This window comes from Streptomyces sp. NPDC096310, assembly GCF_044763125.1.
Lineage (GTDB): Bacteria > Actinomycetota > Actinomycetes > Streptomycetales > Streptomycetaceae > Streptomyces.
Window position 1 is genome coordinate 72,983 of record NZ_JBIWFO010000015.1, and the last position, 24,713, is coordinate 97,695.

Sequence of the window (24,713 nt, forward strand, 5' to 3'; positions counted from 1 at the left end):
CCGGGGGCGACGGGCCGGCCCGTGAGGCTCACCCCGTGGGCCGCGGCTCGCACTCCGCGGCGCGCGCCGCCTCGGCGGCCGCCGCGCCCGGCCCGAACCGGACGATCACATCGATGAGTTCCGCGACCCGCCCGCCGAAGGCCGGGTACTCCGTCAGCCCGTCGCCGAGCAGCCCGCTCTCCAGGACGGCTTCGACGAAGGCGGCGCGCGACGCCCCGGAGGCGCCGGGCGCGGTCGCCGCGCGCTCCGCGATCGCGGCCAGCGCCCGGCGCGCCGGATCCGCCATCGCGGCGGCGTGCGGACCGGGCGAGAACCCCGCGGGCGGTGCCACGCAGCACAGATACGCGGCCACCGTCAGCGCGAGGCGGTGCGGCATACGCCCGGCCCGCAGATGCAGCAGCGCCGGTTCGGGCACCCGCTGGCGCAGCTTCACCGAGCCGTCGGACCCGACCTGCTGGGTGCGGTGGCCCAGCGCCGTATTGGCCCAGCGCTCGAAGAGCTGCCGTACGTACGCGTCCAGATCGATGTCGCCGGGCACGGTGAGGCTCGGCAGGTACTCGCCGCGCAGCACGCCCCGCGCGGCCTCCGCGACGAACGGCCGGGCGATCGACTCCGGAATCGTCGCCCGCCCGTCCAGCGCGCCCAAGTAGGCGATGAGCGAGTGGGTGCCGTTGAGCAGCCGGAGCTTGAGCAGTTCGTACGGTTCGACGTCCGCCGTGAACAGCGCCCCGCCGTGCTCCCAGCGGGGCCGCCCGGCGGCGAACCGGTCCTCCATCACCCACATGGAGAACGGTTCCGCCGGGACCGGCACCGCGTCGCGCACCCCGAGCCGGGCGGCGACCGCCTCCCGGTAGACATCGGTCGTCGCCGGAACGATCCGGTCGACCATGGAGCCGGGGAATGTCACCGCGCTCTCCAGCCACGGCGTCAGCGCGTCCCGCTCCGCGGCGGGCAGCGCCTGGGCGAACTCGTGCACCAGGCGCTCGGTCTGCGCGCCGTTGGCCACCAGGTTGTCGCAGCTCAGCACCGTCACCGGAGCGGCGTGCGTCCGCTGTCGGCGCTGGAGCCCGCGGACGATCTGCCCGATGGTGGTGCGCGGCGGCGCGTCACCGCGCAGATCCGCCCGTACGGCCGGGTCGTCGACATCGAGTCCGTGGGTACGGGGCGAGAACGTGTAGCCGTGTTCGGTGACCGTCATCGTGATGACGGCGGTGCCGGGCGCGGCCAGCGCGTCGAGCACCTCCTCCGGCTGCGCGGCCGCCACCAGCGCCCCGGTGTGCACCGAGGGGACGGTCACCTCGGTGTGTTCCGGGGAGATCTCCACGACCGCGTACCGCATGTCCTGCTCCCGCAGGGCCCGGGCCACCCCGGCCGACCGGCTCGCCACCCCGAGGATGCCCCACGGCCCGTCGGTGTGCGCCAGCGCGGCGGCCGTGTGCACGGCCTGGTGGGCGCGGTGGAAGTTGCCGAGACCGAGATGGACGAGGCCGGTCTCGGCCGGCGGCTTCGCCGCGACGGTCCCGGCGCCGAGCCGGGGAAGAGCTGTCGTCATCACGGTCACCAGTCCGTCATCGAGCCGTCGCGGCGGCGCGCCACCGGCAAGTAGGCGGGCTCGTAAGGGAATCGGGCGGCCAGCTCCTCGTCGACCTCGATCCCGATACCTGGCTGCTCCCCGGGGTGCAGATGCCCGTCCTCGTAACTCCACGCGTGCCGGAACACCTCGTGGACAAGCGGTTCGTACCCCATGTACTCCTGGATGGCGAAGTTCGGTGTGGAGAGGCCGACATGGAGCGAGGCGCCGAGCGCCACCGGCGACACGTCGGAGGGACCGTGCGGACCCAGTGCGACCTGCCAGATCTCGGCGAGCGCGGCGATCCGCCGGAGATGGCTGATGCCGCCGGCGTGTGTGACACACGTCCGTACGTAGTCGATGAGCTGCTCGGTGATCAGCGACTGGCACTCCCACACCGTGTTGAACACCTCGCCGATGGCGAGCGGCACGGTGGTGTGGTGCCGGACGTGCCGCAGCACCTCCTGGTTCTCCGCCGGGGTGACGTCCTCCAGCCAGAACAGGTCCACATCCTCCAACGCCCGCCCCAGTCGCGCCGCCTGACCGGGCGTCAGCCGGTGGTGCACGTCGTGCAGCAGCTTCAGCTCCGGGCCCACATGGGCGCGGGCCGCCGCGAGGACACCGGGCGCGTGCCGCAGGTAGGACTCGGTGTCCCAGATCTCCTCGGCCGGCGCCGCGCCCCGCCCGGCGGGCTCGTACCCGGCGCCGCCCCGCGTCACTCCGTACACCATGTCGTGGCCCGGCACACCGCTCTGCGCCCGTACGGCGAGGAAGCCGCTCTCGCGCCGCGCGTCGATCGCGTCCAGCAGTTCGGGCACGTCCCAGCCGGAGGCGTGCGTGTAGGTGAGGACCCGGTCGCGGACCGCGCCGCCGAGCAGCTGGTAGACCGGCTGCCCGGTGGCCTTGCCCTTGATGTCCCACAGCGCGATGTCCACCGCGCCGATGGAGGTCATCGTCACCGGACCGCGCCGCCAGTAGACGCCCCGGTACAGGTACTGCCAGGTGTCCTCGATCCGCGCCGGGTCGCGGCCTACGAGGAGCGGGGCGACATGGTCGCGCAGATACGAGGCGACGGCCAGCTCACGGCCGTTGAGGGTGGCATCGCCCCAGCCCACCAGCCCCTGCGCCGTGGTGATCTTGAGGGCGACGAAGTTACGGCCGGGGCTGGTGACGAGCACGTCCACCGCGGCGATGGTGTCGGTCCCGGTCATCGGGCCACCGCCACGACGTTGTGGAGCTGTTCACCCGTGGCGAGCCGGCCGATGTTGGCGGCGATGTCGGCGGCCCTGCGCGCGAAGGTCTCGCGGGTGAGGCCCGAGGAATGGGGGGTCATCAGTACGTTGTCCAGCTTTTCGAAGGGGTGTGTGCCGGGTGCGCCGGAGCGGCCCTCGGACGGGTACCGGTACCAGACATCGAGGGCGGCGCCGCGGATGGCCCGCGTGTACAGCGCGTGGAAGAGGGCGTCCTCGTCCACGACGGGGCCACGGCCCACGTTGACCAGGACGGCGGAGGAGCGCATCCGGGCGAACGCGGCCGCGTCGATCAGCCCCGCCGTCTCCGCGCTGAGCGGCGCCGAGACCACCACGACGTCCGAGGTCTCCAGCAGGGTGCCGAGATCGTCCACTGTCCCCGACCACTCCAGCCGGTGTGCCGCCGCGTCGACATCGCCGCGCCGGGTGACCGCGACGCCCCGGGCGCCGAACGCCCGGAACAACTCCCAGCTACGGGCGCCGATATGGCCGAATCCCACGAACCCGACCGTCGCCGCGCCCAGGCTGTCCACCCAGGGCGCGTCGGCGTCGTACACGGGGGAGTCCCACTCCCCGCGGCGCAGTGCCTCGTGCTGGCGCAGGAAGCCCCGGCGCAGCAGGACCGCGGCCGAGACGGCGTACTCCGCCATCGAGTTCTCGTGGTGGAAGGTGTTGGCGACGACGGTTCCCGCCGCCAGCGCGCCGGTCTCGATCTTCTCCGTACCGGCGCCCGCGGCATGCACCAGACGCAGCCCGGGAGCCGCGGCGGCCATGGCGGCGGTGCACTGACCGGAGACGAGGACATCGGCGTCGGCCAGAGCGGTCCCGACGGCGGTGGTGTCCCGCGGGTCGGGCCAGCGCACGGCCGTGCCCACCGGGAGCGCGGCCTCGAACTCGACACGCAGAGGAAGGAGGTTGGAGTCGGCGACGACCACGGTGAGTGTCATGACGCGTCCTTCGCGGCCCGCCCCGCGGCGGCACGGGGCCGGGTGTCGTGGGTGAGGGCCGGACCGCTCGAACCGCGGACGATGAGCTGGGTCGGCAGCCGGAGGGTGCGCGGTGTGTGGCGGTCGCCGGCGAGGACCTGGCCGAGCAGATCCATGGCGAGGGAACCCGCCTTCGCCATGGGGACGGCGATGCTGGTCAGGGAGGGCTGTGACACCTCGGCGAACGGGATGTCGTCGACCCCGATGACACTGAGATCGTCCGGTACACCGATTCCCAGTGCCCGGGCGCCCGCGATCACACCGAGCGCGACCAGGTCGTTATGGGTGATCACCGCGGAGGCTCCGGAGGCCATCACACTGGCCGCGGCGGCGGTCCCGCCCGCCACCGTCTCGGACTGCCACCCCAGCAACTCCAGCTCCAGACCGGCCCGTTCGGCCTCGGCGCGGATCAGCTCGACGCGCTGGGCGTTCGACCAGGAGCGCTGCATGCCCTGGACGTACGCGATCCTGCGGTGGCCGAGCGCCGCGAGGTAGTCGACGGCCTGGCGCAGCCCGTGCGCGGCGTCGGTGAGCACACAGTCCGCGCCGGTCGTCTCCCGGTTGACCAGCACGGCGGGCGTACGGCCGCAGAGGCCCAGGATCTCCTCGGCGTCCAGCCGTGACGACACCACGACGAGCCCGTCTGCCTGGTCCCGCAAATGGGCGATCACCTCGCGCTCACGGTCCGGGTTGAGATCGGTGTCGGCGAGCACGACGGTCTGCCTGCGGTGCCACCCCTCACCCTGGGCGGCCTTCACGAAGGCGCCGAACACGGGGTTGGCGATGTCGGGGACCACCACGGCCACCGTGGCGCTCTCCCCGTCGGCGGCGGGCTCGGCGGCCCGCGACCCGTTCGGTTCGTATCCCAGCTCTTGCGCAACGGAGAGAACCTTGCGCAAGGTCTGTGGTCCGAGCCGGTCCGGGTCGCTGAAGGCGCGGGACGCGGTGGAGAGGGCGACGTTGGCGCGTTTGGCGACGTCGGTGAGGGTGGGGGCCATGGCGTCCTCCGCTTACTGGTTCGACGGAGAAGGGTGGGTGAACGACATGCTGCATGGTCGTCACCGTTGCGCAAACTTGTCAATGCTTGCCACAAAATTGGCAAGGGGGGTGCGCGGAGTTGCCGGTGCGCCCCCGACCCGGGAGCGCTCGCCGGTCGGCCCCGACCCGGAGCGCTTTCCCCGCGCGCTCGCCCCTCGGGCGCTTCCGACCCGGTGCGCTCACCCCTCGGGCGCGTCCGCCGCCTCACGCAGCCGGCCGAACTCCTCGGCCATCGTCGCCACCGTCCAGTGCGCGTTCAGCCCGCTCGGATTGGGCAGCGCCCAGATCCGCGTCCCGCCGATCGTCCGCTCCTGCGGCCCGATCCGGGCCCGCTTCTCGCCGAAGGCCGTCCGGTACGCGGTGATCCCGACCACCGCCAGCCACGCGGGCCGCAGCCGCTCCACCTTCGCCGTCAGGATCCGCCCGCCCGCGCTGAACTCCTCGGCGCTCAGCTCGTCGGCCCGCGCCGTCGCCCGCGCCACGACATTGGTGATGCCGAGTCCGTACGTCAGCAACTCGTCCTGCTCGGCGGGCGGCAGCCGGCGCGGGGTGAAGCCGGAGAGGTGCAGCACCGGCCAGAAGCGGTTGCCGGGGCGGGCGAAGTGATGGCCGGTCGCCGCCGACATCAGGCCCGGGTTGATACCGCAGAACAGCACACGCAGACCGCCCGCGACCACGTCGGGCAGGACGCGGTCGCGGGCGGCTTCGAGCTCTTCGGGGGTCATACGCGGAGCGTCCGGCGCACACCGGCGCTCAGACGTTCACCGGGGCTCATCGGTTCTCACCGGCGCTCACAGAATGGAGCCCGGCGTGTAGGCCGCGGCCTCCGGGTGGCGCTTCAGGATCTCCTCGATCCGGCCCACCACGGTCGCGATCTGCTCCTCCGCCGCGCCCGTGAAGGACAGCTTGTCGGCCATCAGCGCGTCCAGCTCCGCCCGGTCGAGCGGCATGCGCGCGTCGGCGGCCAGCCGGTCGAGCAGTTCGTTGCGCTCGGCGCCCTGCTCGCGCATGGCCAGCGCCGACGCCACCGCGTGCTCCTTGATGACCTCGTGCGCCGCCTCCCGGCCGACCCCGGCCCGTACCGCGCCCATCAGCACCTTCGTCGTCGCCAGGAACGGCAGGTAGCGGTCCAGCTCGCGTGCCACGACCGCGGGGAACGCGCCGAACTCGTCCAGCACCGTCAGGAAGGTCTCCAGCAGCCCGTCGAACGCGAAGAACGCGTCCGGCAGGGCCACCCGGCGCACCACCGAGCACGAGACGTCGCCCTCGTTCCACTGGTCACCCGCCAGCTCACCGGTCATCGACGCGTAGCCGCGCAGGATCACCATCAGCCCGTTGACCCGCTCGCAGGAGCGCGTGTTCATCTTGTGAGGCATCGCCGAGGAACCGACCTGTCCCGGCTTGAAGCCCTCCGTGACCAGCTCGTGCCCGGCCATCAGCCGGATCGTCTTCGCGACGGAGGACGGCGCGGCGGCGAGCTGCACCAGCGCGGTCACCACGTCGTAGTCGAGCGAGCGCGGATACACCTGGCCCACGGAGGTGAACGCCCGCCCGAAGCCGAGGTGGCCCGCGATCCGCTGCTCCAGCTCGGCCAGCTTCGCCGTGTCACCGCCCAGCAGGTCGAGCATGTCCTGCGCTGTGCCCACCGGGCCCTTGATCCCGCGCAGCGGGTAGCGGCCCAGCAGATCCTCCAGCCGGCCGTACGCCACCAGCAGCTCGTCGGCCGCCGTCGCGAACCGCTTGCCGAGCGTGGTGGCCTGCGCGGCGACATTGTGCGAGCGGCCGGCCATCACCAGCGCGCCGTACTCGCCCGCCAGCTTCCCGAGCCGGGCCAGCACCGCCACCGTACGGTCGCGGGTCAGCTCCAGGGAGAGCCGGATCTGAAGCTGCTCGACGTTCTCCGTCAGGTCGCGCGAGGTCATGCCCTTGTGCACCTGCTCATGGCCGGCGAGGGCGTTGAACTCCTCGATCCGCGCCTTCACGTCGTGCCGGGTGACCTTCTCGCGCTCGGCGATCGACGCCAGGTCGACCTGGTCGAGAACGCGTTCGTAGTCGGCGAGGGCGGCGTCCGGCACCTCGATCCCGAGGTCCCGCTGCGCCCGCAGCACGGCCAGCCAGAGCTGACGCTCCAGCCTCACCTTCTGCTCGGGGGACCACAGCACGGCCAGCTCCGCCGAGGCGTAGCGGCCGGCAAGGACATTGGGGATACGAGGCTTGGGAGTCACGTGAGGTGATTCTACTGTCGGTTGACGCGGCACGGCGCCGCGCCCGTTCTCGTACGTTCCTCCAAGGCGTGGCCCAGGGAGTCCGGCTACGGAGTCCCGTCCCGCGGTGTGCCGTCCGGCGATGTCAGATCCCGCACCTCGTACGGCAGCAGCTCCGGCCGCTTCGCCGCACGCCCGTCCCCGGAGGAGCGCCCCGTCACCCGGCGCATCACCCACGGCCCGAGGTACTGCCGCGCGAACCGCGCGTCGCCCGTGCGCCGGGCGAGCCACCGCTCGGGCCGCTCGGGCGGCAGCTCCGCGCGCCAGTCGTCGTCCGCCGCCGGGGCGTGTACGCCGTTCTCGGCCGGGCTTGTGGTGCGAACACGCCCCGGCCCGAGCGTCTGCCACACCGCCTCGGCGACCCGGCGGTGGCCCTCCGCCGTCAGATGCAGCCGGTCCACGTCCCACATCCGCTGGTCGCCGAGGGCCGGCACCCCGTACAGGTCGACCACGAGCGCGCCGTGCGCCGCCGCCAGCTCGTCGACGACGGTGAACAGCTCCTCCATGCGCGGCCGGAAGCGCTCCATCACCGGGCCGTTCCGCCCCGGGCTGCGCATCAGCACGAGCTGTCCGCACGCGGGCGCGAGCCGTTCCACGGCCTCCGTGAGCAGCCCCCGCACCCGGCCCATGTCGACCTTGGGCCGCAGGGTGTCGTTGAGCCCGCCGACCAGCGTCACCAGGTCCGGCTTCATCGCCGCGGCGAGGCCCACCTGCTCCTCGACGATCTGTCCGATGAGCTTGCCGCGCACGGCGAGGTTGGCGTACCGGAAACCGGGGGTACGGTCCGCGAGCCGCGCGGCGAGCAGATCCGCCCAGCCGCGGTACGAGCCGTCGGGCAGCAGGTCGGACATACCCTCCGTGAAAGAGTCACCGACCGCGACGAAACTGGTGTAGTTGGCATTCGTCTCCATGGCGGAGCCGATGGTACCGCGCGGTAGCTTCCGGCCCGCACGGCCCCTCGTATCCCTCGTATCCCTCGTGCCGCTCACGCCCCCGCGCCTGCCTGCCCCTGCCGTACGCGACCCCCTCACGCGTGCCGGCCCACCAGCTCCCGCAGCACGTCCTCCATCGTCACCAGACCTTCGAGCTTCCCGTCCTCGTCCAGCACCGCCGCGAGATGCGTACGGCCGCGGCGCATCGCCGTCAGCACGTCGTCCATCGGCGTCGTGGCCCGGACCCGCGCGATCGCGCGCATCCCCGGGACCGGGAACGGCTCCTCGCGCGGCGTCGCGTCCAGCGCGTCCTTCACATGGAGGTAGCCAAGGATCCGGCGCGCCGGATCCACCACCGGGAACCGCGAGAAACCGGTCTCCGCCCCCAGCCGCTCCAGCCCCTCCGGCGTCACCCCGAGCCGCGCCGAGACCACCCGCTCCAGCGGCAGCACCACATCGCGCACCGGACGGCGGCCCAGCTCCAGCGCGTCGTGCAGCCGCTCGGTCGCCCGGTCGTCGAGCAGCCCCGCGTGCCCCGAGTCCGTCACCAGCCGCGCCAGCTCGTCGTCCGAGAACGTGGCGGACACCTCGTCCCGTGTCTCCACCCTGAGCAGCTTCAGCAGACCGTTGGCGAGGGCGTTCACCGTGAAGATCACCGGGCGCAGCCCGCGGGCCAGCGCGACCAGCGGCGGCCCCAGCAGCAGCGCGGCCCGCGCCGGCCCGGCCAGGGCGACGTTCTTGGGCACCATCTCGCCCAGCAGCATGTGCAGATACGTGGCGACGGTGAGCGCGATCACGAACGAGAGCGGGTGCACGAGCCCGTGCGGGATCCCGATCGCGTTGAAGAGCGGTTCCAGCAGATGGGCGAGGGCGGGTTCGGCGACGATGCCCAGCACCAGGGTGCAGAGCGTGATCCCGAGCTGCGCCGCCGCCAGCAGGGCCGAGACGTGTTCCAGCCCCCAGACCACATTGCGCGCCCGCCGGTCGCCCGCCTCCGCGATCGGCTCGATCTGGCTGCGGCGTACGGAGATCAGGGCGAACTCGGCCGCCACGAAGAACGCGTTGACGACCAGGGTCAGCAGTGCGACGAAGAGCTGTACGGCGATGATCATCCGGCGTCCTCCCCGGTCCCCGCGCCCCTGCCCGGGTTCCCGTCCGTGTCCCCGGCCCTGTCCCTGTCCCTGTCTCTGTCCCCGTCCGCCGTCCGGGGCGCGCGCAGCAGCACCCGGGCCGCGCGCCGGCCTGTGGCGTCCACGACCTCCAGCTCCCAGCCCGCCAGCGCCACCCGGTCGCCTTCCACGGGGATCCGGCCCAGCTCGGTGGCGACCAGCCCCGCGAGGGTCTCGTACGGGCCCTCCGGCATCCGCAGCCCGACCGAGCTGAGCTGATCGGCACGTGCGGCGCCGTCGGCCGACCAGAGCGCCCTGCCGTCCGGGTCCTCGCCCACCGGCGCCAGATCGGACCGCTCGTGCGGGTCGTGCTCGTCCCGTACCTCGCCGACGACCTCCTCGACGATGTCCTCCAGCGTCACCACCCCGGCCGTCCCCCCGTACTCGTCGATGACGACGGCCATCGTGACGCCGCCCGACAGCCGGTCGAGCAGGGTGTCCACCGTCAGGCTCTCCGGCACCAGCAGCGGCTCGCGCAGCAGTCCGGCCACCGGGAGCCGGGGCCTGCGCTCCGCCGGGACCCGTAGGACGTCCTTGATGTGCGCGACCCCGACGACGGTGTCCAGGCTGCCCCGGTAGACGGGGAAGCGCGACAGGCCGGTGGCCCGGGTCGCGTTGGCGACGTCCTCGGCGGTGGCCCGTACGTCAAGGGCCATCACCTGGACGCGGGGGGTCATCACGTTCTCCGCGGTCAGCGCGGCCAGGCTCAGCGTCCGTACGAACAGCTCCGCCGTGTCCTGCTCCAGCGCGCCCGCCTTCGCGGAGTGGCGTGCGAGCGCGACCAGCTCCTGCGGGCTGCGCGCGGAGGCCAGTTCCTCGGTCGGCTCCATGCCGAGCCCGCGCACGATCCGGTTGGCCGTGCTGTTGAGGTGCGCGATGAACGGGCGGAACGCGGTCGTGAAGTACCGCTGCGGGGTCGCCACCACCTTCGCGACCGCCAGCGGCGAGGAGATCGCCCAGTTCTTCGGCACCAGCTCGCCGACGACCATCAGCACGATGGTCGACAGGGCCGTCCCGATGACCAGCGCCACCGAGTACGCCGTGGACGGGGGGAGGCCCAGCGCCTCGACCGGCCCGCGGATCAGCTTCCCGATGGACGGCTCGGCGAGCATCCCGACGACCAGGTTGGTCACGGTGATGCCGAGCTGTGCGCCGGAGAGCTGGAACGTCAGGCTCCGTACGGCCTTCAGCGCGCCCGCCGCCCCCCGCTCCCCGCGCTCCACGGCCCGTTCGAGATCGCCGCGCTCCACGGTGGTGAGGGAGAACTCCGCGGCGACGAACGCCCCGCAGGCCAGCGCCAGCGCGATCGCCACCAGGAGCAGAAGCACTTCGGTCATCCGGTCACCTCCGTCTCATGATCGCCGCACGGGCCGTGGACCGCGCGGCGTCGGCCGTTCTCAGGTGCCCGTGCGTTCGGCTGTCATGCGTGCGGCCGCTGTACGGTCCCCGGCCGGCGGCCCGCTCCTCCGGCGTCCGGCGCCCCCGTTCCCGCCCCTGTTCCGCCGTTCCCGCCCAGCGGCTTCACCCAGCGCCGCCAGTGGTCCTCACGGTGGTAGCCGGCCGTGGCCCAGGTGTGGTGCGCGCGCTCGTTGGTCTCCAGGACCATGGCGTCGGCCCGGCGTCCGCCCAGGGAGCTGAACCGCTCTTCCGCGGCCTCCATCAGTGCGGTGGCGACGCCCTGGCGCCGGTGGTCCGGGTGGACGGCGAGCCGGTAGGCGGAGCAGCGCCATCCGTCGAAGCCGGCGATCACGGTCCCGATGAGGAGGCCGTCGCGCTCCGCGAGGAGCAGCGCGCCGGGGTCCCGTGCGACGAGCCGGGCCACCCCGTCGTGGTCGTCGCTGATGCTCGTTCCTTCCGCGGCCGCGCGCCAGAACCCCAGCACGGTGTCGATGTCAGGGACGGCGGCGCGGCGTATGTGGAGATCGTTCATGAGGAGAGCCAAGCAGAGGTGGCGCCCGCCTCGCTTCTGCGTTATAACTTATAACTGAGGCGATAAGCAGTAACTCGGTCGGTGGCCCGATCAACGCAGATGGAGGTCGTCATGGACGCCGAAGGACTCGTCGAGGTCGTACTGCCGGGCAAGGTGGCGCCGGAAGGACTCCAGATCCGGCAGGGAACCGTCCCCGTCGCGGGCCCCGGACAGGTCGTGATCCGGATGGAGGCCACCGGGGTCTCCTTCGCCGAACAGCAGATGCGCCGCGGCCGCTACTACGACCAGCCGCCGTTCCCCTTCGTGCCCGGCTACGACCTCGTCGGTACGGTGCTGTCGGCCGGCGAGGGCGTCGGCCCGGGCCTGGTCGGCACCCGGGTGGCCGCGATGGTCAAGGTCGGCGGCTGGGCCAGCCATGTGCGCGTCGACGCGGCGGACACCGTGCCGGTCCCCGACGGGGTCGGCGCCGCGGAGGCGGAGACCCTGGTGGTCAACGGCGTCACCGCCTGGCAGATGCTGCACCGCACGGCACGCGTCCGCGCGGGGCAGACCATCCTCGTGCACGGTGTCAACGGCGGCGTCGGCTCGGTCCTGGCCGAGTTCGCCCATCTCGCCGGCGCTAAGGTGATCGGCACCGCCTCGGCGCGCCACCACGACGCCCTGCGGGACCGGGGGGGCGTCCCGGTCGACTACCGCACCGAGGACGTCGCCGCGCGGGTCCGCGAACTCGCCCCCGGTGGCGTGGACGCCGTCTTCGACCACATCGGCGGCCGGTCCGTCACCGACTCCTGGCGCCTCCTCGCGCCCGGTGGCACGCTCGTCTCGTACGGCACCGCCGCCACCCGGGACGACGAGGGGTCCAAGCAGTGGCCCGTGATCAAGCTGCTCGGCCGGGTGTGGCTGTGGAACGCGCTGCCCAACCGCCGCCGCGCCTTCTTCTACAACGTCTGGGCCGGGCGCGCCTTCGCCAAGGACGGCTTCAGGGCCCGGCTGCACGCCGACCTCACCGAGGTCTTCGGCGCCCTCCAGCGCGGCGACATCACCGTCAGGATCGCCGCCCAACTGCCGCTCACCAGCGCCGGCGAGGCGCTACGGCTGGCCGAGTCCGGCACCGTCGCCGGAAAAGTCGTACTGAACCCGTGAGCCCGCCCCTCCCCGTCAGCCGCCCCGCAGCTCCTCGATCACCGGCCCGAACGCCTCCATGCACGGGTCCAGGACCGTCAGATAGGTGAATCCGAACCGCTCCCGCTGCGCCCTGAGCTGATCGGCGATCTGCCGTACGGTGCCGACCGCGAGCAGCGGCAGCTCCAGCGCCTCGTCCTCGTCGAGCCGCAGCCTCGGCAGCAACTCCCGCACCGCGGCCCGCCGGTCGGGGGTCACGGCGACGAACTGGAGCAGCAGATTCAGCTCCGCGGGCGCTGCCCGCCCGGCCTCGAAGCCCCGATAGGCGGCCACGCGCCCGACCGCCGGTGGCCGTCGTCATGTTCACACCGAACCGGAAGGGCCGTGTCATGGACGCTCCTTGGTGACGCGCACGGTAGGGAAGATCGCCCGAGGACTACCCATCCGGTGCGGGAACGACCCCCGCCGGGAGCGAGCCGAGGTCAGGGCGGACCAGGCGTCCCCGGGTCCGCGAAGGCGTCCGTGGACCCGGCCGTGAAGGCGGCCGTGAAGGCGGCCGTGAACAGGCCCGCCTCCCATCCACCGGCCAGCTCCGGCGCCAGCCAGCCGGCGGCCCGCGTACGGAACTCCGCCGGGTCCAGCGCCCCCGCGCCCGCCGGCACGGCCCCCAGCAGCGGCGCGCCCGCCGCGTCCGGCAGGTCCGCCAGATTGCAGCGCGCCGCCAGTCCCGGCTCGGCCGGCCAGCTGCCGATCACCACACCCAGCGGCGTCAGCGACCTCGTCCGCAGCGCCTCCACCGTGAGCGCGGTCGCGTTGAGCGTGCCGAGTCCGGCCTCCGCCACCACCAGCACCGGGGCGCCCAGCAGCCGGGCGGCGTCCGCCAGCGTGGCGCCCGCCGCGTCGAACCGGACGAGCAGCCCGCCCGAGCCCTCGATCAGCACCAGATCGTGTTCGGCGGCCAGCTTCTCGGCCGCGACGGCGATCTCGTCGGGGTGTACCGGCTCCGCGCGGGCCCGCAGCGCCGCCGTCGCGGGCGCCAGCGGCTCGGGGAACCGGGCCAGTTCGACCGCGGTCACCGGCCCGGCGAGCCGGACGACCTCCGCCACGTCCCCCGGTTCACCCGGACCCATCCCGGTCTGCGCCGGTTTGAGCACCGCGACGGTACGGCCCCGGGCGAGCGCCGCAGCGGCCACGGCGGCCGTCACGACGGTCTTGCCGATCTCCGTCCCGGTCCCGGTCACGATCATGGTCGGCATGTTCGGTCAGCCCTCCCGCCGCGCGTCCGCGGCGTCCGCCGCGACCGCGACCACCGCGCGGCAGATCCGGGCGATGTCCTCGTCATCTGTCACATACGGCGGCATCGTGTACACCAGATCGCGGAACGGCCGCAGCCAGACGCCCTCGCGCACCGCCGCCCGCGTCGCCGCGGCCATGTCCACCTCGCGGTCGAGCTGGACCACCCCGATGGCGCCCAGTACGCGCACGTCCCGTACCCCCGGCAGCTCCACGGCCGCCGCCAGCCCGTCGCGCAGTCCCGCCTCGATACGCCCGACCTCGCCCGCCCAGTCCTGGCCGAGCAGCAGGTCGATCGAGGCGCAGGCGACGGCCGCCGCCAGCGGATTGCCCATGAAGGTCGGACCGTGCGCCAGCACCGGGACCTCGCCGCGCGCGATGCCCTCGGCCACCCGCGCGGTGCACAGCGTCGCCGCCATCGTGAGGTAACCACCCGTCAATGCCTTGCCGACACACATCACATCGGGGGACACCCCACCCTGTTCCGCGGCGAAGAGCGTGCCCGTACGGCCGAAGCCGGTGGCGATCTCGTCCAGGACGAACAGCACGTCGTGCGCGTCGCACGCCTCCCGCAGGACCCGCAGATACGCGGGGGAGTGGAAGCGCATCCCGCCCGCGCCCTGGACCACCGGTTCGACGATCACGGCGGCGAGTTCGCCCGCGTGACGGGCGATGAGCGCGCGCAGTCCGTCGGCGTACGTCTCGTCGTACGCGGCCGGCGGCGCGTCCGCGAAGATCTGCCGGGGCAGCACCCCCGACCACAGCGCGTGCATCCCGCCGTCGGGGTCGCACACCGACATCGGCTGCCAGGTGTCGCCGTGGTAGCCGCCTCGCCAGGTCAGCAGCCGCTGTTTGGCCGGACGCCCGGCCGAACGCCAGTACTGGAGGCACATCTTGACGGCGACCTCGACCGAGACGGAGCCCGAGTCCGCGAGAAAGACATGGCGCAGCGGCTCGGGCGTGATCTCGACCAGCCGGGCCGCGAGCCGGACGGCGGGCTCATGGGTGAGCCCGCCGAACATGACATGGCTCATCCGGTCGAGCTGGCCGCGCGCCGCCTCGTTGAGCACCGGGTGGTTGTAGCCGTGGATCGCCGACCACCAGGACGACATGCCGTCGACCAGCTCGCGCCGGCCGTACGCGGCCTCCGCGAGCCGCAGCCGTACACCGGAGGCCGACTCCACGACCAGCGGATCCGTACGGCCCGGCATCGGACCGTACGGATGCCAGACATGGGCCCGGTCCAGGGCGACCAGCGCGTCGGGCGTGAGCGGTCCGCGGGAGGATGAGGGGGAGTCAGGCATTGGGCGCCAGATCCGTACCGGCCCCCCTGCGGCGTACGGAGACCAGGTCCTTACGGAGCCCCGAAGGAGCCTGCGCGTTTCCCTCGGCGCCCGGCGTCGGCTGCGCGGACCCGTCGGATCCGCCGCAGGTGCCGCCGCCGTCACCGCCGCACGGCGCGCAGCCGCCGGTACGGTGCTCGGGGAGGGTTGTCGTCCCCGCGCCCTCCACCTCGAAGCCCGCGTCGGCGATCATGTCCAGGTCGGCCTGGCCCGCCTGGCCCTCGCTGGTGAGATAGTCGCCCAGGAAGATCGAGTTGGCCAGGTGCAGCGCGAGCGGCTGAAGCGTACGCAGATGCACCTCGCGCCCGCCCGCGAGCCTGACCTCCACATCGGGGCAGACGAACCGCGCCATCGCCAGGATCCGCAGACAGCGCTGCGGGGTGAGGTGCCACTCCCGCTCAAGCGGGGTTCCCTCCATCGGGATCAGGAAGTTGACCGGTACGGAGTCGGGGTCCAGCGCGCGCAGCGAGAAAACCACGTCGACCAGGTCCTCGTCGCTCTCCCCCATGCCGGCGATCAGCCCGGAACAGGCCGAAAGACCTGCGGCCCTCGCCTGCCGCACGGTGTCCACCCGGTCGGCATAGGTGTGGGTGGTGGTGATGTCGCCGTATGTCGCCTCGGAGGTGTTGAGGTTGTGGTTGTACGCGTCGGCGCCCGCGGCGCGCAGCCGCTCGCCCTGGCCCTCGGAGAGCAGCCCGAGACAGGCGCACACCTCGACGTCCTCGTGCCGCTCCTTGATCGCCTCGATGGTCCGCGAGACCCGGTCGATGTCCCGGTCCGTCGGCCCGCGCCCGCTCGCGACCAGACAGACCCGCTTGGCGCCGCCCGCCACCCCGGCGGCGGCGACCTTGGAGGCCTCGTCGGGTTTGAGCCAGGTGTACTTGAGGATCTCCGCCTTCGAACCGAGCCGCTGGGAACAGTACGAGCAGTCCTCCGGGCACAGGCCGGACTTCATGTTGATCAGATAGTTCAGCTTCACCCGCCGCCCGAACCATTGACGGCGCACCTTGCCTGCCGCGGCGACCACATCGAGCAGCTCGTCGTCGGAGGTCGCCAGCACGGCGAGCGCTTCTTCACGGGTCGGCGGCTCGCGCCGCAGGCCCTTCTCCACCAGCGTGTTCAGCAGATCCATACCGCCGATCCTGACCTACCGGGCCGCTCCCTGACCACGGAGGAATCCCACAAGGCCACCGGATCGAGGTGTGTGCATAGCCACACCAAAAATGGGTTCGGTGACGGTTAAGGTCTGTGAGCTGCCTACAAAAGGACGGGACCGATGGAGAAGGATCACCTCGACCCCGCCGGCTCCCCGCGTCCGACCGGCGCAGCGCCCGCCGCCGGCCCCTTCGACGGGACCGAACCGTTCGACGGAGCCGGCCCTTTCGACGGGACCGATCCCTTCGCGTGGACCGACGGCGAGGCGCTGCGCCGCGAACGGGCGGGTCTGGTGCGTACGCTCCGGCCGCGCCCGGCCGACTCGGCCCTCCTGGACCTGGCGAGCAACGACTACCTCGGGCTCACCCGGCACCCCGCCGTGACCGGCGCCGCCGCCGAGGCCGCCCGCCGCTGGGGCGCGGGTGCCACCGGCTCCCGGCTGGTCACCGGCAGCACCGCACTCCACGCCGAACTGGAACGGGAACTGGCCGAGTTCTGCGGCTTCGAGGCCGCGCTGGTCCTCTCCTCCGGTTACGCGGCCAACCTCGCCGCCCTCACCGCGCTCACCGCCCGCGACGGGGTCCTCGTCTCCGACGCGGGCAACCACGCCTCGATCGTGGACGGCTGCCGGCTCTCCCGCGCCGACACCGTCGTCGTACCGCACGCCGATCCCGAGGCCGTCGCCAAAACCCTCGACGCGCACCCGGGACGGCGCGCCCTGGTCGTGAGCGACGCGGTCTTCTCGGTGGACGGTGACGCCGCGCCGCTCGCCGGGCTGGCGGGGGCCTGCCGTCGCCGGGGTGCGGCCCTGCTCCTCGACGACGCGCACGGCCTGGGGGTGCTCGGGACGGGCGGCCGGGGCACCGTCGCGGCGGCGGGTCTCGCGGGCGCCCCGGACGTGGTGACGACCCTGACCCTCTCCAAGTCCCTGGGCAGCCAGGGCGGCGCCGTCCTGGGGCCGGCCAAGGTGATCGACCATCTCGTCAACGCCGCGCGGACGTTCATCTTCGACACGGGGCTCGCGCCCGCGGCGGTGGGCGCCGCGCTGGAGAGCTTGCGGCTGCTGCGGCGCGAGCCGGAACGGGCCGTGCGGGCCCGGGAGGTCGCCCGTACGCTCCACCGGCGGCTGACCGAAGCGGGGCTGACGGCGGTACGGCCCGACGCCGCCGTGGTCTCCGTGCAGGCACCGTCGCCCGAGGCAGCCGTGCGGTGGGCCGCCGAATGCCGGGCGGCCGGGCTGGCGGTGGGCTGTTTCCGGCCGCCGTCGGTGCCGGACGGCATCTCCCGGATCAGGCTGACGGCCCGTGCCGATCTGACGGAGGACCAGATCGGCACGGCGGTACGCACCGTCGTGGCGCTCGCGCCCGGGGCGGCGTCCGTGACCCCGTGAGCGCGTGGCCACCGGCCCTACGACACCGGCGGCCGCCCGTCCAGCGCGGAGACGAAGCAGCTCCACGCGCCGGCCGAGAAGGCCAGGTGGGGGCGGGCGACGTTCTTGGAGTCCCGTACGGCCAGCGCGCCCGTGTGATCACGGGCGCACTCCACGCAGTTGTTGGCGCCGACGCTGTGACTGCTGCGGCGCCAGCTCCGCGGCGGTGAAAGGGTTAAGGGACGAGAGGTGGGGGGCCCTGCGAGGCAAGCGGACATGATGCTCCCTACGCGCCGTCATCGATCCCGGCGATGAGATCCAATGAATCCTGTGTCGAGAGGGCGTGTGTCCGCATCGCGTGGAAGGCGACACGGTACGCCTCCAGATCCTCTTTCCGTTCCAGATAGAGGCTATTCGTTAAATGGTCGAGGATGACTAAATCCAGATCGGTAATGTTCGAAAAAGAGAAGATGATGAAGGGGCCGGTAAGTCCGGCATAGCCGCCCGCGGTGAACGGCAGAACCTGGAGACGGACCTGGGGGAGCCGGGCCAGCTCGGTGAGACGCCGTAACTGATCCCGCATCACCCCCGGCCCGCCCACCTCCCGCCGCAGCACGGCCTCGTCGACCACCGCGTGCAGCCGCAGCGGCGCCGCCGCCCGGGTCAGCACCTCCTGGCGGATGAGCCGTACGTCGGCCAGCGAGTCCACCGTCTCCTCCGGCGTCCCCGCCAGCGCGGACCTGGTCACGGCGCGGGCGTAGGCGGGGGTCTGGAGCAGCCCGGGCACCACGGTGGTCTCCAGGGTGTGCGCGGTGTTCGCCCGCGACTCCAGGGCGATGAAGTCCCGGTACGTGGGCGGGATCACGGCCCGGTACGCCGTCCACCACCCCGGCGCGCCGTCCGCCGTGCCCGCCAGTGCCCGCAGCAGCGAACGCAGCCGCGGGTCCTCGATCCCCAGGGCGTCGAGGAGCGCCGCCAGATCCCCGTCCCGCACGCCGCTCACACCGGTCTCGATCCTGCTCACCTTCGACTGGTGCCAGCCGAGCAGCCGCGCGATCTGTTCACTGGTGAGCCCCGCGCTCCGGCGCAGTCTGCGCAATTCGTCCCCGAGCCGCTGCCGACGTACCACCGGAATATGCCGCATGGCCGAATCACCTCTCCGCTTTCTTCTCGTCGCACCGTTACGACGTCAAGGCGGAGAAGTTATCTTTCCGATGCCCAAATACGGTCTCGCGTTGCAGAGTTCACCGCTTTGAGCGACAGATATATGCAGATCTCGGTGGATCGGAGGTACGGATGGTGCGATCAGTGGCAGGCTGTCGCGCAGCACGGTTCCGAGGCCGTCCGCGCAGTCATCAGCTCTGCGCCGGAGTCCGGTCCGGCGGGAAAGGGACAGCGTCGCCATGGCCGACCACCAGGAAGCATCCATCACCCTGCCGAGCGAGCCCGCATCGGTGCCCACGGCCCGAAGATATGTCGCGGACCTCCTCACCGACTGGGGGCTCCCCGAGGAGGCGGCCACGGCGGACACGGTCCGGCTGATCGTCTCCGAACTGGCCACCAACGCCGTACAGCACACCTTCGGCCAGTCGCCCACGTTCACCGTGGAGGTACGGCTCGACCGCGAGGAGCGGTTGCGCCTCGGGGTCACCGACAGCCATCCGCGCTGGCCCCAGCGGCTTCCCGCGGCCGTCCAGCAGGACAACGGCCGCGGGATGGTCATCATCCGCTCGCTGACCGCCGAGGCCGGCGGGCGGCTGACGGTCGTCCCGACCGACGAGGGCGGCAAGACCGTCTGGATCGCCCTGCCCTGGACGGTCCGGACGGCACCGGCCGCGCAGGCCTAGGAACGTCGGGGCGTCGAAGCGCGGAGCGGCCGGCGGGTGCTCACCTCACCCGGCCGTACCAGACCTTCTTGGACCAGATCTTCTCCAGCCGTACCAGCGAGCCGGTCTTCGGCGAGTGCCAGATCTTTCCCTTGCCCGCGTAGATCCCGACGTGGTACACGCTCCTCCCGTAATGGAAGAAGACCAGGTCGCCCTTGCGCCGCGAGGAGGAGGAGATGTGCCGGGTCTGGTTGTACTGCGCCTGCGCCGTACGGGCGAGCTTCTTTCCCGCCTTCTTGAACGAGTAGAGCGTCAGCCCGGAGCAGTCGAAGCGGTACGGTCCCGTCGCGCCGTACTTGTACGGGGACCCCCTCTTCGACGCCGCGACCTTCAGGGCCTTGGCGCTGTGCGGAGCGGCCTGGGCCTCCGACGCCGCGCCGGGCACCAGCATCGTGCCGGTGACCGCGGCCAGCGTGAGGGCCGAAACGGCCCCCGCCCGGGACAGCAGGGACGGGACATATGTCTGCGCAGTCATGCGCAACCCTTCGTCAGCCGCCTGTGAAGGATGACCTGTCGGGTTCGGGCTGGCGAAGTTGCCCGGCCGCGTGAACGGCTTCACCCCGAGGGACGACCACGACGGGCGTCGTCCCGTACTGCCTGGGTCCTCCACTCCTGCCGATCCACTCCTGTCGACCCGACATCCGGAACGGCGGCAGGACTCGGCGTCCGCCCGGACCGCCCCGCCGGGGGTGGCGGGGGCTTGTCGTCCCAGGGATCTTGACCCAGAAACGAGTGGATTTCCGAGTTGAAACGACGATATGTGAAGTTCATCACCCTTGCTCCATGCGGGTGGCGACGGGGGATCGGGACCCCGGGCCCAGCGGGCCGATGAGGCCCGTACCTGCGACGTAGCGATCACGCGCCCCGCTGTCCCGGCCGGATCGCGCAACTCGCCTCGCCGAATCCGTCCAGTCAGTTCATACGCCGAATGTGCGAGTCCTTCTCATATGGGCGCGGCCATACGAGAACGCCGACACCCCGTCAGGTCGCCTGCCCGGGCGGCATGGTGACCCGCGCGGCCGGTGCTCACCGCCCGGCGGCGGAGGTCTTGCGGTTCTGGACGACGTGGTCGATCAGTCCGTACGACCGGGCGCCCGGGGCGTCGAGGATCGTGTCCCGGTCGAGGTCACCGGCGATCCGCTCCAAACTCCGTCCGGTGTGGCGCGCCAGCGTCGAGGTGACCAGATCCCGTAGCCGCAGCAGCTCCTGAGCGTGGATCATCAGATCGGACGGCTGTCCGTGCACCGGCTCCTCGGCGGCGGGCTGCCGGAGTACGACGCGGGCGCCGGGCAGTGCCATCCGCTTGCCGGGCGCGCCCGCCGCCAGGAGGACGGCGGCGGTCGAGACCGCCTGGCCGAGACAGGTCGTGGCCACGTCGCAGGTGATGATCTGCATCGTGTCGTAGATCGCGGACATCGCGCTGATCGAGCCGCCCGGCGAGTTGATGTAGAGGCTGATGTCCTGTTCGGGCGCGGCGTATTCGAGGTGGATGAACTGCGCGATCACATCGTTGGCAGCGGTGTCGTCGACGGGTGTCCCCAGGAAGACGATCCGGTCCTCCAGGAGCCGGGAGTACGGGTCGAGCGTGCGGCTCCCGTTGCTCGTCCGCTCGGTGAACTCGGGCAGGACGTAGCGGGCCGAAGGACGGTTCATGGCAAGCCTCTTCCTCAGGGCGCGGGGCGCGCGCTTCTTCGTGACGGCTCCCGTACGGCTCTGTAAAAAATGTACAGGACGTACAGGCAGTTAGAATGGGCAGCATGGCCTATGAGATTCCGGTGACGCAAGCCCGGGCAGAGCTCGCCGATTTGATCAACCGCGTCGTCTACGGTGGCGAGCGCGTGGTCGTGACCCGCCACGGGAAGCCGCTGGTCGCGCTGGTCTCCGCCGCTGACCTGGAACGACTGGAGAGCGGTCCGCAGGAGGCTGAGGAGACGGAGGAGCGCGTCATCAGCTCGGTCTCGGCGATCCGCCCCCTGTCGTCCACTCCGGGCGAACCGCGCCGGTTCGGCATCGCCGCCGAACACCGCCCCGACCGCGGCCCGGAAGGCGGCGAGCGCCCTCCGGGGCCCCGCAGGTGACGCCCGACGGCGGCCGGTGCGGCCGGCCCCCGTATACGAACCGGCGCGCCGGGAGGCGACCGGCCGCGCCAGTTAACGCGTTGGAAAAACTTCCGCCCTACGGTGCGGTCCCACAGGTGGGCGGATGCGCGACCACAGGTCAACAAAGTGTTGATGTTGGTTAGGATCGCGCTGCGCCCGGCCGGAACCGGGCCGGAGACGATGAGGTGGAAGCGTGCAACTGACCCCGCACGAGCAGGAGCGCCTGCTCATCCATGTGGCGGCGGATGTCGCCGCCAAGCGCCGCGCGCGCGGGCTGCGGCTGAACCACCCCGAGGCGGTCGCCCTGATCACCTCGCACATCCTCGAAGGCGCCAGGGACGGCCGCACCGTCGCCGAACTGATGGCGTCGGGACGCCAGGTCCTCGGCCGTGACGACGTCATGGAGGGCATCCCCGAGATGATCCACGACGTCCAGGTGGAGGCCACGTTCCCCGACGGCACCAAGCTCGTCACCGTCCACGGTCCGATCGTCTGACGGGGGAGCGCCGATGATCCCCGGAGAGATCCTGTACGCCGACGAGCCCGTCGCCCTCAACGAGGGGCGGGAGGTCACCCGGCTCACCGTCGTCAACACGGCCGACCGGCCTGTCCAGGTCGGCTCCCACTACCACTTCGCCGAGGCCAACCCCGGCCTGGAGTTCGACCGGGCCGCCGCCCGGGGCAAGCGGCTGCACGTCGCGGCCGGCACCGCCGTCCGCTTCGAACCCGGTGTCCCCGTCGCCGTCGCACTCGTCCCCCTCGCCGGTCTGCGCGTCGTGCCAGGACTGCGCGGAGAGACCGGAGGTTCCCTCGATGACTGACGCGCGCGAACCGGCCGGGCCCGCGGGCCGGTCCGTACCGTACGAGCTGTCCCGCGCCGGGTACGCCGACCTCTTCGGCCCCACCACCGGCGACCGGATCCGGCTCGCCGACACCGATCTGCTGGTCGAGATCGAGGAGGACCGCTGCGGCGGGCCCGGACGCGCCGGAGACGAGGCGGTGTTCGGCGGCGGCAAGGTGATCCGTGAGTCGATGGGCCAGGCCCGTACGACCCGGGCCGAGGGCGCGCCCGATACCGTGATCACCGGCGCCGTCGTCCTCGACCACTGGGGCGTCGTCAAGGCCGACATCGGCATCCGGGACGGCCTGATCACCGGCATAGGGAAGGCGGGCAACCCCGACACCATGGACGGGGTCCACCCCGACCTGGTCATCGGCCCCGAGACCGAGATCATCGCGGGCAACGGACGGATCGTCACCGCCGGCGCGGTCGACGCGCACATCCACTTCATCTCCCCGACCGTCGTGGACCAGGCCCTCTCCTCCGGGGTCACCACCCTCGTCGGCGGCGGCACCGGACCGGCCGAGGGCACCAAGGCCACCACCGTCACCCCGGGCGCCTGGCACCTCGCCCGGATGTTCGAGGCGCTGGAGACCTTCCCCGTCAACATCGGACTGCTCGGCAAGGGCAACACGATGTCCCGCGACGCGATGCACGCCCAACTGCGGGGCGGGGCACTCGGGTTCAAGATCCATGAGGACTGGGGCGCCACCCCCGCCGTCATCGACGCCTGCCTCCGGGTCTGCGAGGAGAGCGGCGCCCAGCTCGCCATCCACACCGACACACTCAACGAGGCGGGCTTCGTCGGCGACACCCTCGCCGCCATCGCCGGACGTACCGTCCACGCGTACCACACCGAGGGCGCGGGCGGCGGACACGCGCCCGACATCATCACCGTCGTCTCCGAGCCGTACATCCTGCCCAGCTCCACCAACCCGACCCGGCCGCACACCGTCAACACCATCGAGGAACACCTCGACATGCTGATGGTCTGCCACCACCTCAACCCGGCCGTACCCGAGGACCTCGCCTTCGCGGAGTCCCGGATCCGGCCCTCCACCATCGCGGCCGAGGACATCCTCCAGGACCTCGGAGCCATCTCGATCATCTCCTCCGACTCCCAGGCCATGGGCCGGGTCGGCGAGGTCATCATGCGGACGTGGCAGACCGCGCACGTGATGAAGAAGCGTCGCGGCGCCCTGCCCGGCGACGGCCGCGCCGACAACCACCGGGCTCGCCGCTATGTCGCCAAATACACCATCAACCCGGCCGTCGCACAGGGCCTCGACCGGCGCATCGGTTCCGTCGAGACCGGCAAACTCGCGGACCTGGTGGTCTGGGACCCGGCGTTCTTCGGGGTGAAGCCGCAGCTCGTCCTCAAGGGCGGCCAGATCGCGTACGCGCAGATGGGCGACGCCAACGCCTCCATCCCCACCCCGCAACCGGTGCTGCCCCGGCCGATGTTCGGCGCCCTGGGGCGGGCGGCGGCGGCCACTTCGCTCAACTTCGTGGCCCAGGCGGCGATCGAGGACGGACTGCCCGAACGCCTCGGCCTGAACAAGGAGTTCGTACCGATCGGCAACACCCGGCGGATCACCAAGGCCGACATGCGGGAGAACGACGCGCTGCCCCGCGTGGAGGTCGATGCCGACACCTTCACGGTACGGATCGACGGCGAGCCGGTGGAACCGGCACCCGCCGCCGAACTCCCGTTGGCCCAGCGCTACTTCCTCTTCTGATGGCAGCTCCTGCGAAGATCCGCCCCCCGGGTCCGCGGGGAGGCGCGCGATGAGCCGGGCCGCCCTGCTCGTCCTCGCCGACGGCCGGTTCCCCGCCGGCGGCCACGCCCACTCCGGCGGCGCGGAAGCGGCCGTCACGGCGGGCCGGATCCGCGACGCCGGGGACCTGGCCGCCTTCTGCCGGGGGCGGCTGGGCACCACCGGGCTCACCTCGGCGGCGCTCGCCGCCGCGGCGGCCCGGGGCCTGGACCCGCTGGCACTGGACGAGGCCGCCGACGCCAGGACGCCCGTCCCCGCCCTGCGGACCACCGCGCGCAGGCTCGGCCGCCAGCTCGTGCGCGCCGCCCGGGCCACCTGGCCGAGCGCGGAGCTGGACGCGCTCGCCGCGGCCCGCCCGCGCGGCGCGCACCAGCCCGTCGTGCTCGGGCTGACCGCGCGCTCGGCGGGCCTCACACCTCTGGACGCCGGGTACTGCGCGGCGTACGAGAGCGTCAGCGGCCCCGCCACGGCGGTCGTACGGCTGCTCGGTCTCGACCCCTTCGAGGCCACCGCCGTCCTCGCCCGGCTCACGCCCGCGCTCGACGAGGTCGCCGCCCGGGCCGCGGGGTACGCGGAACAGGCCCTGGCGGAGGGGACCGACGCGCTGCCCGCCCCCTCCGCGCCGCTGCTCGACATCATGGCGCAGGCCCACGCGGCCTGGCCGGTCAGGCTGTTCGCCTCATGAGCC

At 72.3% G+C, this 24,713-nt stretch carries 25 protein-coding genes, 1 pseudogene and 1 riboswitch; of the genes and pseudogenes, 8 read left to right on the plus strand and 18 right to left on the minus strand.

Features of this window, described 5'->3' with window-relative positions; all coding sequences use genetic code 11:
- Nucleotides 1–28 precede the first annotated feature (28 nt).
- The 10 genes and pseudogenes from ACIQ7D_RS25060 to ACIQ7D_RS25105 all read right to left on the minus strand — a co-directional run.
- Nucleotides 29–1,552 (minus strand): mannitol dehydrogenase family protein, encoded by a 1,524-nt coding sequence (locus ACIQ7D_RS25060; RefSeq protein WP_403941029.1) that lies wholly within the window; start codon nucleotides 1,550–1,552, stop codon nucleotides 29–31.
- A gap of 5 nt (nucleotides 1,553–1,557) precedes the next feature.
- On the minus strand, nucleotides 1,558–2,781 hold the full coding sequence (manD, locus tag ACIQ7D_RS25065) for a D-mannonate dehydratase ManD (protein ID WP_403941031.1): 1,224 nt from the start codon (nucleotides 2,779–2,781) through the stop codon (nucleotides 1,558–1,560).
- On the minus strand, nucleotides 2,778–3,767 hold the full coding sequence (locus ACIQ7D_RS25070; RefSeq protein WP_403941033.1) for a 2-hydroxyacid dehydrogenase: 990 nt from the start codon (nucleotides 3,765–3,767) through the stop codon (nucleotides 2,778–2,780). Before ACIQ7D_RS25070 ends, manD begins: the two co-directional genes overlap by 4 nt.
- A complete protein-coding gene (locus ACIQ7D_RS25075; protein ID WP_403941035.1) occupies nucleotides 3,764–4,804 on the minus strand; it encodes a LacI family DNA-binding transcriptional regulator in 1,041 nt (346 codons plus the stop codon). Before ACIQ7D_RS25075 ends, ACIQ7D_RS25070 begins: the two co-directional genes overlap by 4 nt.
- Before the next feature lie 219 nt (nucleotides 4,805–5,023).
- A complete protein-coding gene (gene mug, locus ACIQ7D_RS25080) occupies nucleotides 5,024–5,569 on the minus strand; it encodes a G/U mismatch-specific DNA glycosylase (protein ID WP_403941037.1) in 546 nt (181 codons plus the stop codon).
- A 66-nt stretch (nucleotides 5,570–5,635) separates the two neighbouring features.
- Nucleotides 5,636–7,069, minus strand: coding sequence for an adenylosuccinate lyase (purB, locus tag ACIQ7D_RS25085; RefSeq protein ID WP_403941039.1), 1,434 nt, complete (start codon nucleotides 7,067–7,069; stop codon nucleotides 5,636–5,638).
- A gap of 86 nt (nucleotides 7,070–7,155) precedes the next feature.
- Nucleotides 7,156–8,019: an SGNH/GDSL hydrolase family protein gene (locus ACIQ7D_RS25090; RefSeq protein WP_403941041.1), complete on the minus strand. Its 864-nt coding sequence runs from the start codon at nucleotides 8,017–8,019 to the stop codon at nucleotides 7,156–7,158.
- 116 nt (nucleotides 8,020–8,135) lie between these two features.
- Nucleotides 8,136–9,149, minus strand: coding sequence for a hemolysin family protein (locus ACIQ7D_RS25095; protein ID WP_403941184.1), 1,014 nt, complete (start codon nucleotides 9,147–9,149; stop codon nucleotides 8,136–8,138).
- Entirely contained in the window at nucleotides 9,149–10,546 is a 1,398-nt protein-coding gene (locus ACIQ7D_RS25100) for a hemolysin family protein (protein ID WP_403941043.1), read from the minus strand. Before ACIQ7D_RS25100 ends, ACIQ7D_RS25095 begins: the two co-directional genes overlap by 1 nt.
- 176 nt (nucleotides 10,547–10,722) lie before the next feature.
- A pseudogene (locus ACIQ7D_RS25105) lies at nucleotides 10,723–11,139 on the minus strand (GNAT family N-acetyltransferase); the annotation flags it as partial.
- A gap of 111 nt (nucleotides 11,140–11,250) precedes the next feature.
- On the opposite strand from ACIQ7D_RS25105, the gene ACIQ7D_RS25110 reads away from it, so the two are divergent.
- Nucleotides 11,251–12,282, plus strand: coding sequence for a medium chain dehydrogenase/reductase family protein (locus ACIQ7D_RS25110; RefSeq protein ID WP_403941045.1), 1,032 nt, complete (start codon nucleotides 11,251–11,253; stop codon nucleotides 12,280–12,282).
- 15 nt (nucleotides 12,283–12,297) lie between these two features.
- On the opposite strand, the gene ACIQ7D_RS25115 is transcribed toward ACIQ7D_RS25110, so the two are convergent.
- From ACIQ7D_RS25115 to bioB, 4 genes are all read right to left on the minus strand, one after another.
- Complete coding sequence (locus ACIQ7D_RS25115) at nucleotides 12,298–12,594, minus strand: hypothetical protein (RefSeq protein WP_403941047.1); 297 nt, start codon at nucleotides 12,592–12,594, stop codon at nucleotides 12,298–12,300.
- Nucleotides 12,595–12,743: 149 nt separating this feature from the next.
- On the minus strand, nucleotides 12,744–13,517 hold the full coding sequence (bioD, locus tag ACIQ7D_RS25120) for a dethiobiotin synthase (RefSeq protein WP_403941049.1): 774 nt from the start codon (nucleotides 13,515–13,517) through the stop codon (nucleotides 12,744–12,746).
- Between the two features lie 6 nt (nucleotides 13,518–13,523).
- A complete protein-coding gene (locus tag ACIQ7D_RS25125; RefSeq protein ID WP_403941050.1) occupies nucleotides 13,524–14,858 on the minus strand; it encodes an adenosylmethionine--8-amino-7-oxononanoate transaminase in 1,335 nt (444 codons plus the stop codon).
- Nucleotides 14,851–16,029, minus strand: a complete 1,179-nt coding sequence (bioB, locus tag ACIQ7D_RS25130; protein WP_403941052.1) for a biotin synthase BioB — start codon at nucleotides 16,027–16,029, stop codon at nucleotides 14,851–14,853. Before bioB ends, ACIQ7D_RS25125 begins: the two co-directional genes overlap by 8 nt.
- Nucleotides 16,030–16,173: 144 nt before the next feature.
- Between bioB and ACIQ7D_RS25135 the strand changes: the two genes are divergently transcribed.
- A complete protein-coding gene (locus ACIQ7D_RS25135; protein ID WP_403941054.1) occupies nucleotides 16,174–17,442 on the plus strand; it encodes an 8-amino-7-oxononanoate synthase in 1,269 nt (422 codons plus the stop codon).
- 17 nt (nucleotides 17,443–17,459) lie between these two features.
- Here the strand turns inward: ACIQ7D_RS25135 and ACIQ7D_RS25140 are convergent, their stop codons facing one another.
- Both ACIQ7D_RS25140 and ACIQ7D_RS25145 read right to left on the minus strand, forming a co-directional pair.
- Nucleotides 17,460–17,699, minus strand: a complete 240-nt coding sequence (locus ACIQ7D_RS25140) for a DUF397 domain-containing protein (RefSeq protein WP_403941055.1) — start codon at nucleotides 17,697–17,699, stop codon at nucleotides 17,460–17,462.
- Between the two features lie 8 nt (nucleotides 17,700–17,707).
- Nucleotides 17,708–18,565: a helix-turn-helix domain-containing protein gene (locus ACIQ7D_RS25145; protein WP_403941057.1), complete on the minus strand. Its 858-nt coding sequence runs from the start codon at nucleotides 18,563–18,565 to the stop codon at nucleotides 17,708–17,710.
- A gap of 259 nt (nucleotides 18,566–18,824) precedes the next feature.
- Here ACIQ7D_RS25145 and ACIQ7D_RS25150 point away from each other — a divergent pair, with 259 nt between their 5' ends.
- Nucleotides 18,825–19,268 carry an ATP-binding protein gene (locus ACIQ7D_RS25150; RefSeq protein WP_403941058.1) on the plus strand — a complete coding sequence of 148 codons (444 nt, stop codon included), beginning with the start codon at nucleotides 18,825–18,827 and terminating at the stop codon, nucleotides 19,266–19,268.
- 40 nt (nucleotides 19,269–19,308) lie between these two features.
- Here ACIQ7D_RS25150 and ACIQ7D_RS25155 read toward each other — a convergent pair whose 3' ends face one another.
- Together ACIQ7D_RS25155 and ACIQ7D_RS25160 are read right to left on the minus strand one after the other, a co-directional pair.
- Complete coding sequence (locus ACIQ7D_RS25155; RefSeq protein WP_403941060.1) at nucleotides 19,309–19,782, minus strand: C40 family peptidase; 474 nt, start codon at nucleotides 19,780–19,782, stop codon at nucleotides 19,309–19,311.
- 3 nt (nucleotides 19,783–19,785) lie between these two features.
- Nucleotides 19,786–19,982, minus strand: a riboswitch (cyclic di-AMP (ydaO/yuaA leader).
- Between the two features lie 351 nt (nucleotides 19,983–20,333).
- Nucleotides 20,334–20,960: an ATP-dependent Clp protease proteolytic subunit gene (locus tag ACIQ7D_RS25160; protein WP_403941061.1), complete on the minus strand. Its 627-nt coding sequence runs from the start codon at nucleotides 20,958–20,960 to the stop codon at nucleotides 20,334–20,336.
- A 104-nt stretch (nucleotides 20,961–21,064) separates the two neighbouring features.
- Here ACIQ7D_RS25160 and ACIQ7D_RS25165 point away from each other — a divergent pair, with 104 nt between their 5' ends.
- The 5 genes from ACIQ7D_RS25165 to ACIQ7D_RS25185 all read left to right on the plus strand — a co-directional run bounded on the left by ACIQ7D_RS25165 (nucleotide 21,065) and on the right by ACIQ7D_RS25185 (nucleotide 24,710).
- Complete coding sequence (locus ACIQ7D_RS25165; protein WP_403941063.1) at nucleotides 21,065–21,385, plus strand: type II toxin-antitoxin system Phd/YefM family antitoxin; 321 nt, start codon at nucleotides 21,065–21,067, stop codon at nucleotides 21,383–21,385.
- A 214-nt stretch (nucleotides 21,386–21,599) separates the two neighbouring features.
- Nucleotides 21,600–21,902, plus strand: a complete 303-nt coding sequence (locus ACIQ7D_RS25170) for an urease subunit gamma (RefSeq protein ID WP_385003576.1) — start codon at nucleotides 21,600–21,602, stop codon at nucleotides 21,900–21,902.
- Between the two features lie 13 nt (nucleotides 21,903–21,915).
- Nucleotides 21,916–22,227: an urease subunit beta gene (locus ACIQ7D_RS25175; protein WP_403941064.1), complete on the plus strand. Its 312-nt coding sequence runs from the start codon at nucleotides 21,916–21,918 to the stop codon at nucleotides 22,225–22,227.
- Nucleotides 22,220–23,986: an urease subunit alpha gene (locus tag ACIQ7D_RS25180; RefSeq protein ID WP_403941065.1), complete on the plus strand. Its 1,767-nt coding sequence runs from the start codon at nucleotides 22,220–22,222 to the stop codon at nucleotides 23,984–23,986. The genes ACIQ7D_RS25175 and ACIQ7D_RS25180 overlap by 8 nt, the downstream gene beginning before the upstream one ends.
- A 49-nt stretch (nucleotides 23,987–24,035) precedes the next feature.
- Nucleotides 24,036–24,710 (plus strand): urease accessory protein UreF, encoded by a 675-nt coding sequence (locus tag ACIQ7D_RS25185; RefSeq protein WP_403941067.1) that lies wholly within the window; start codon nucleotides 24,036–24,038, stop codon nucleotides 24,708–24,710.
- The last annotated feature ends 3 nt before the right edge of the window (nucleotides 24,711–24,713 follow it).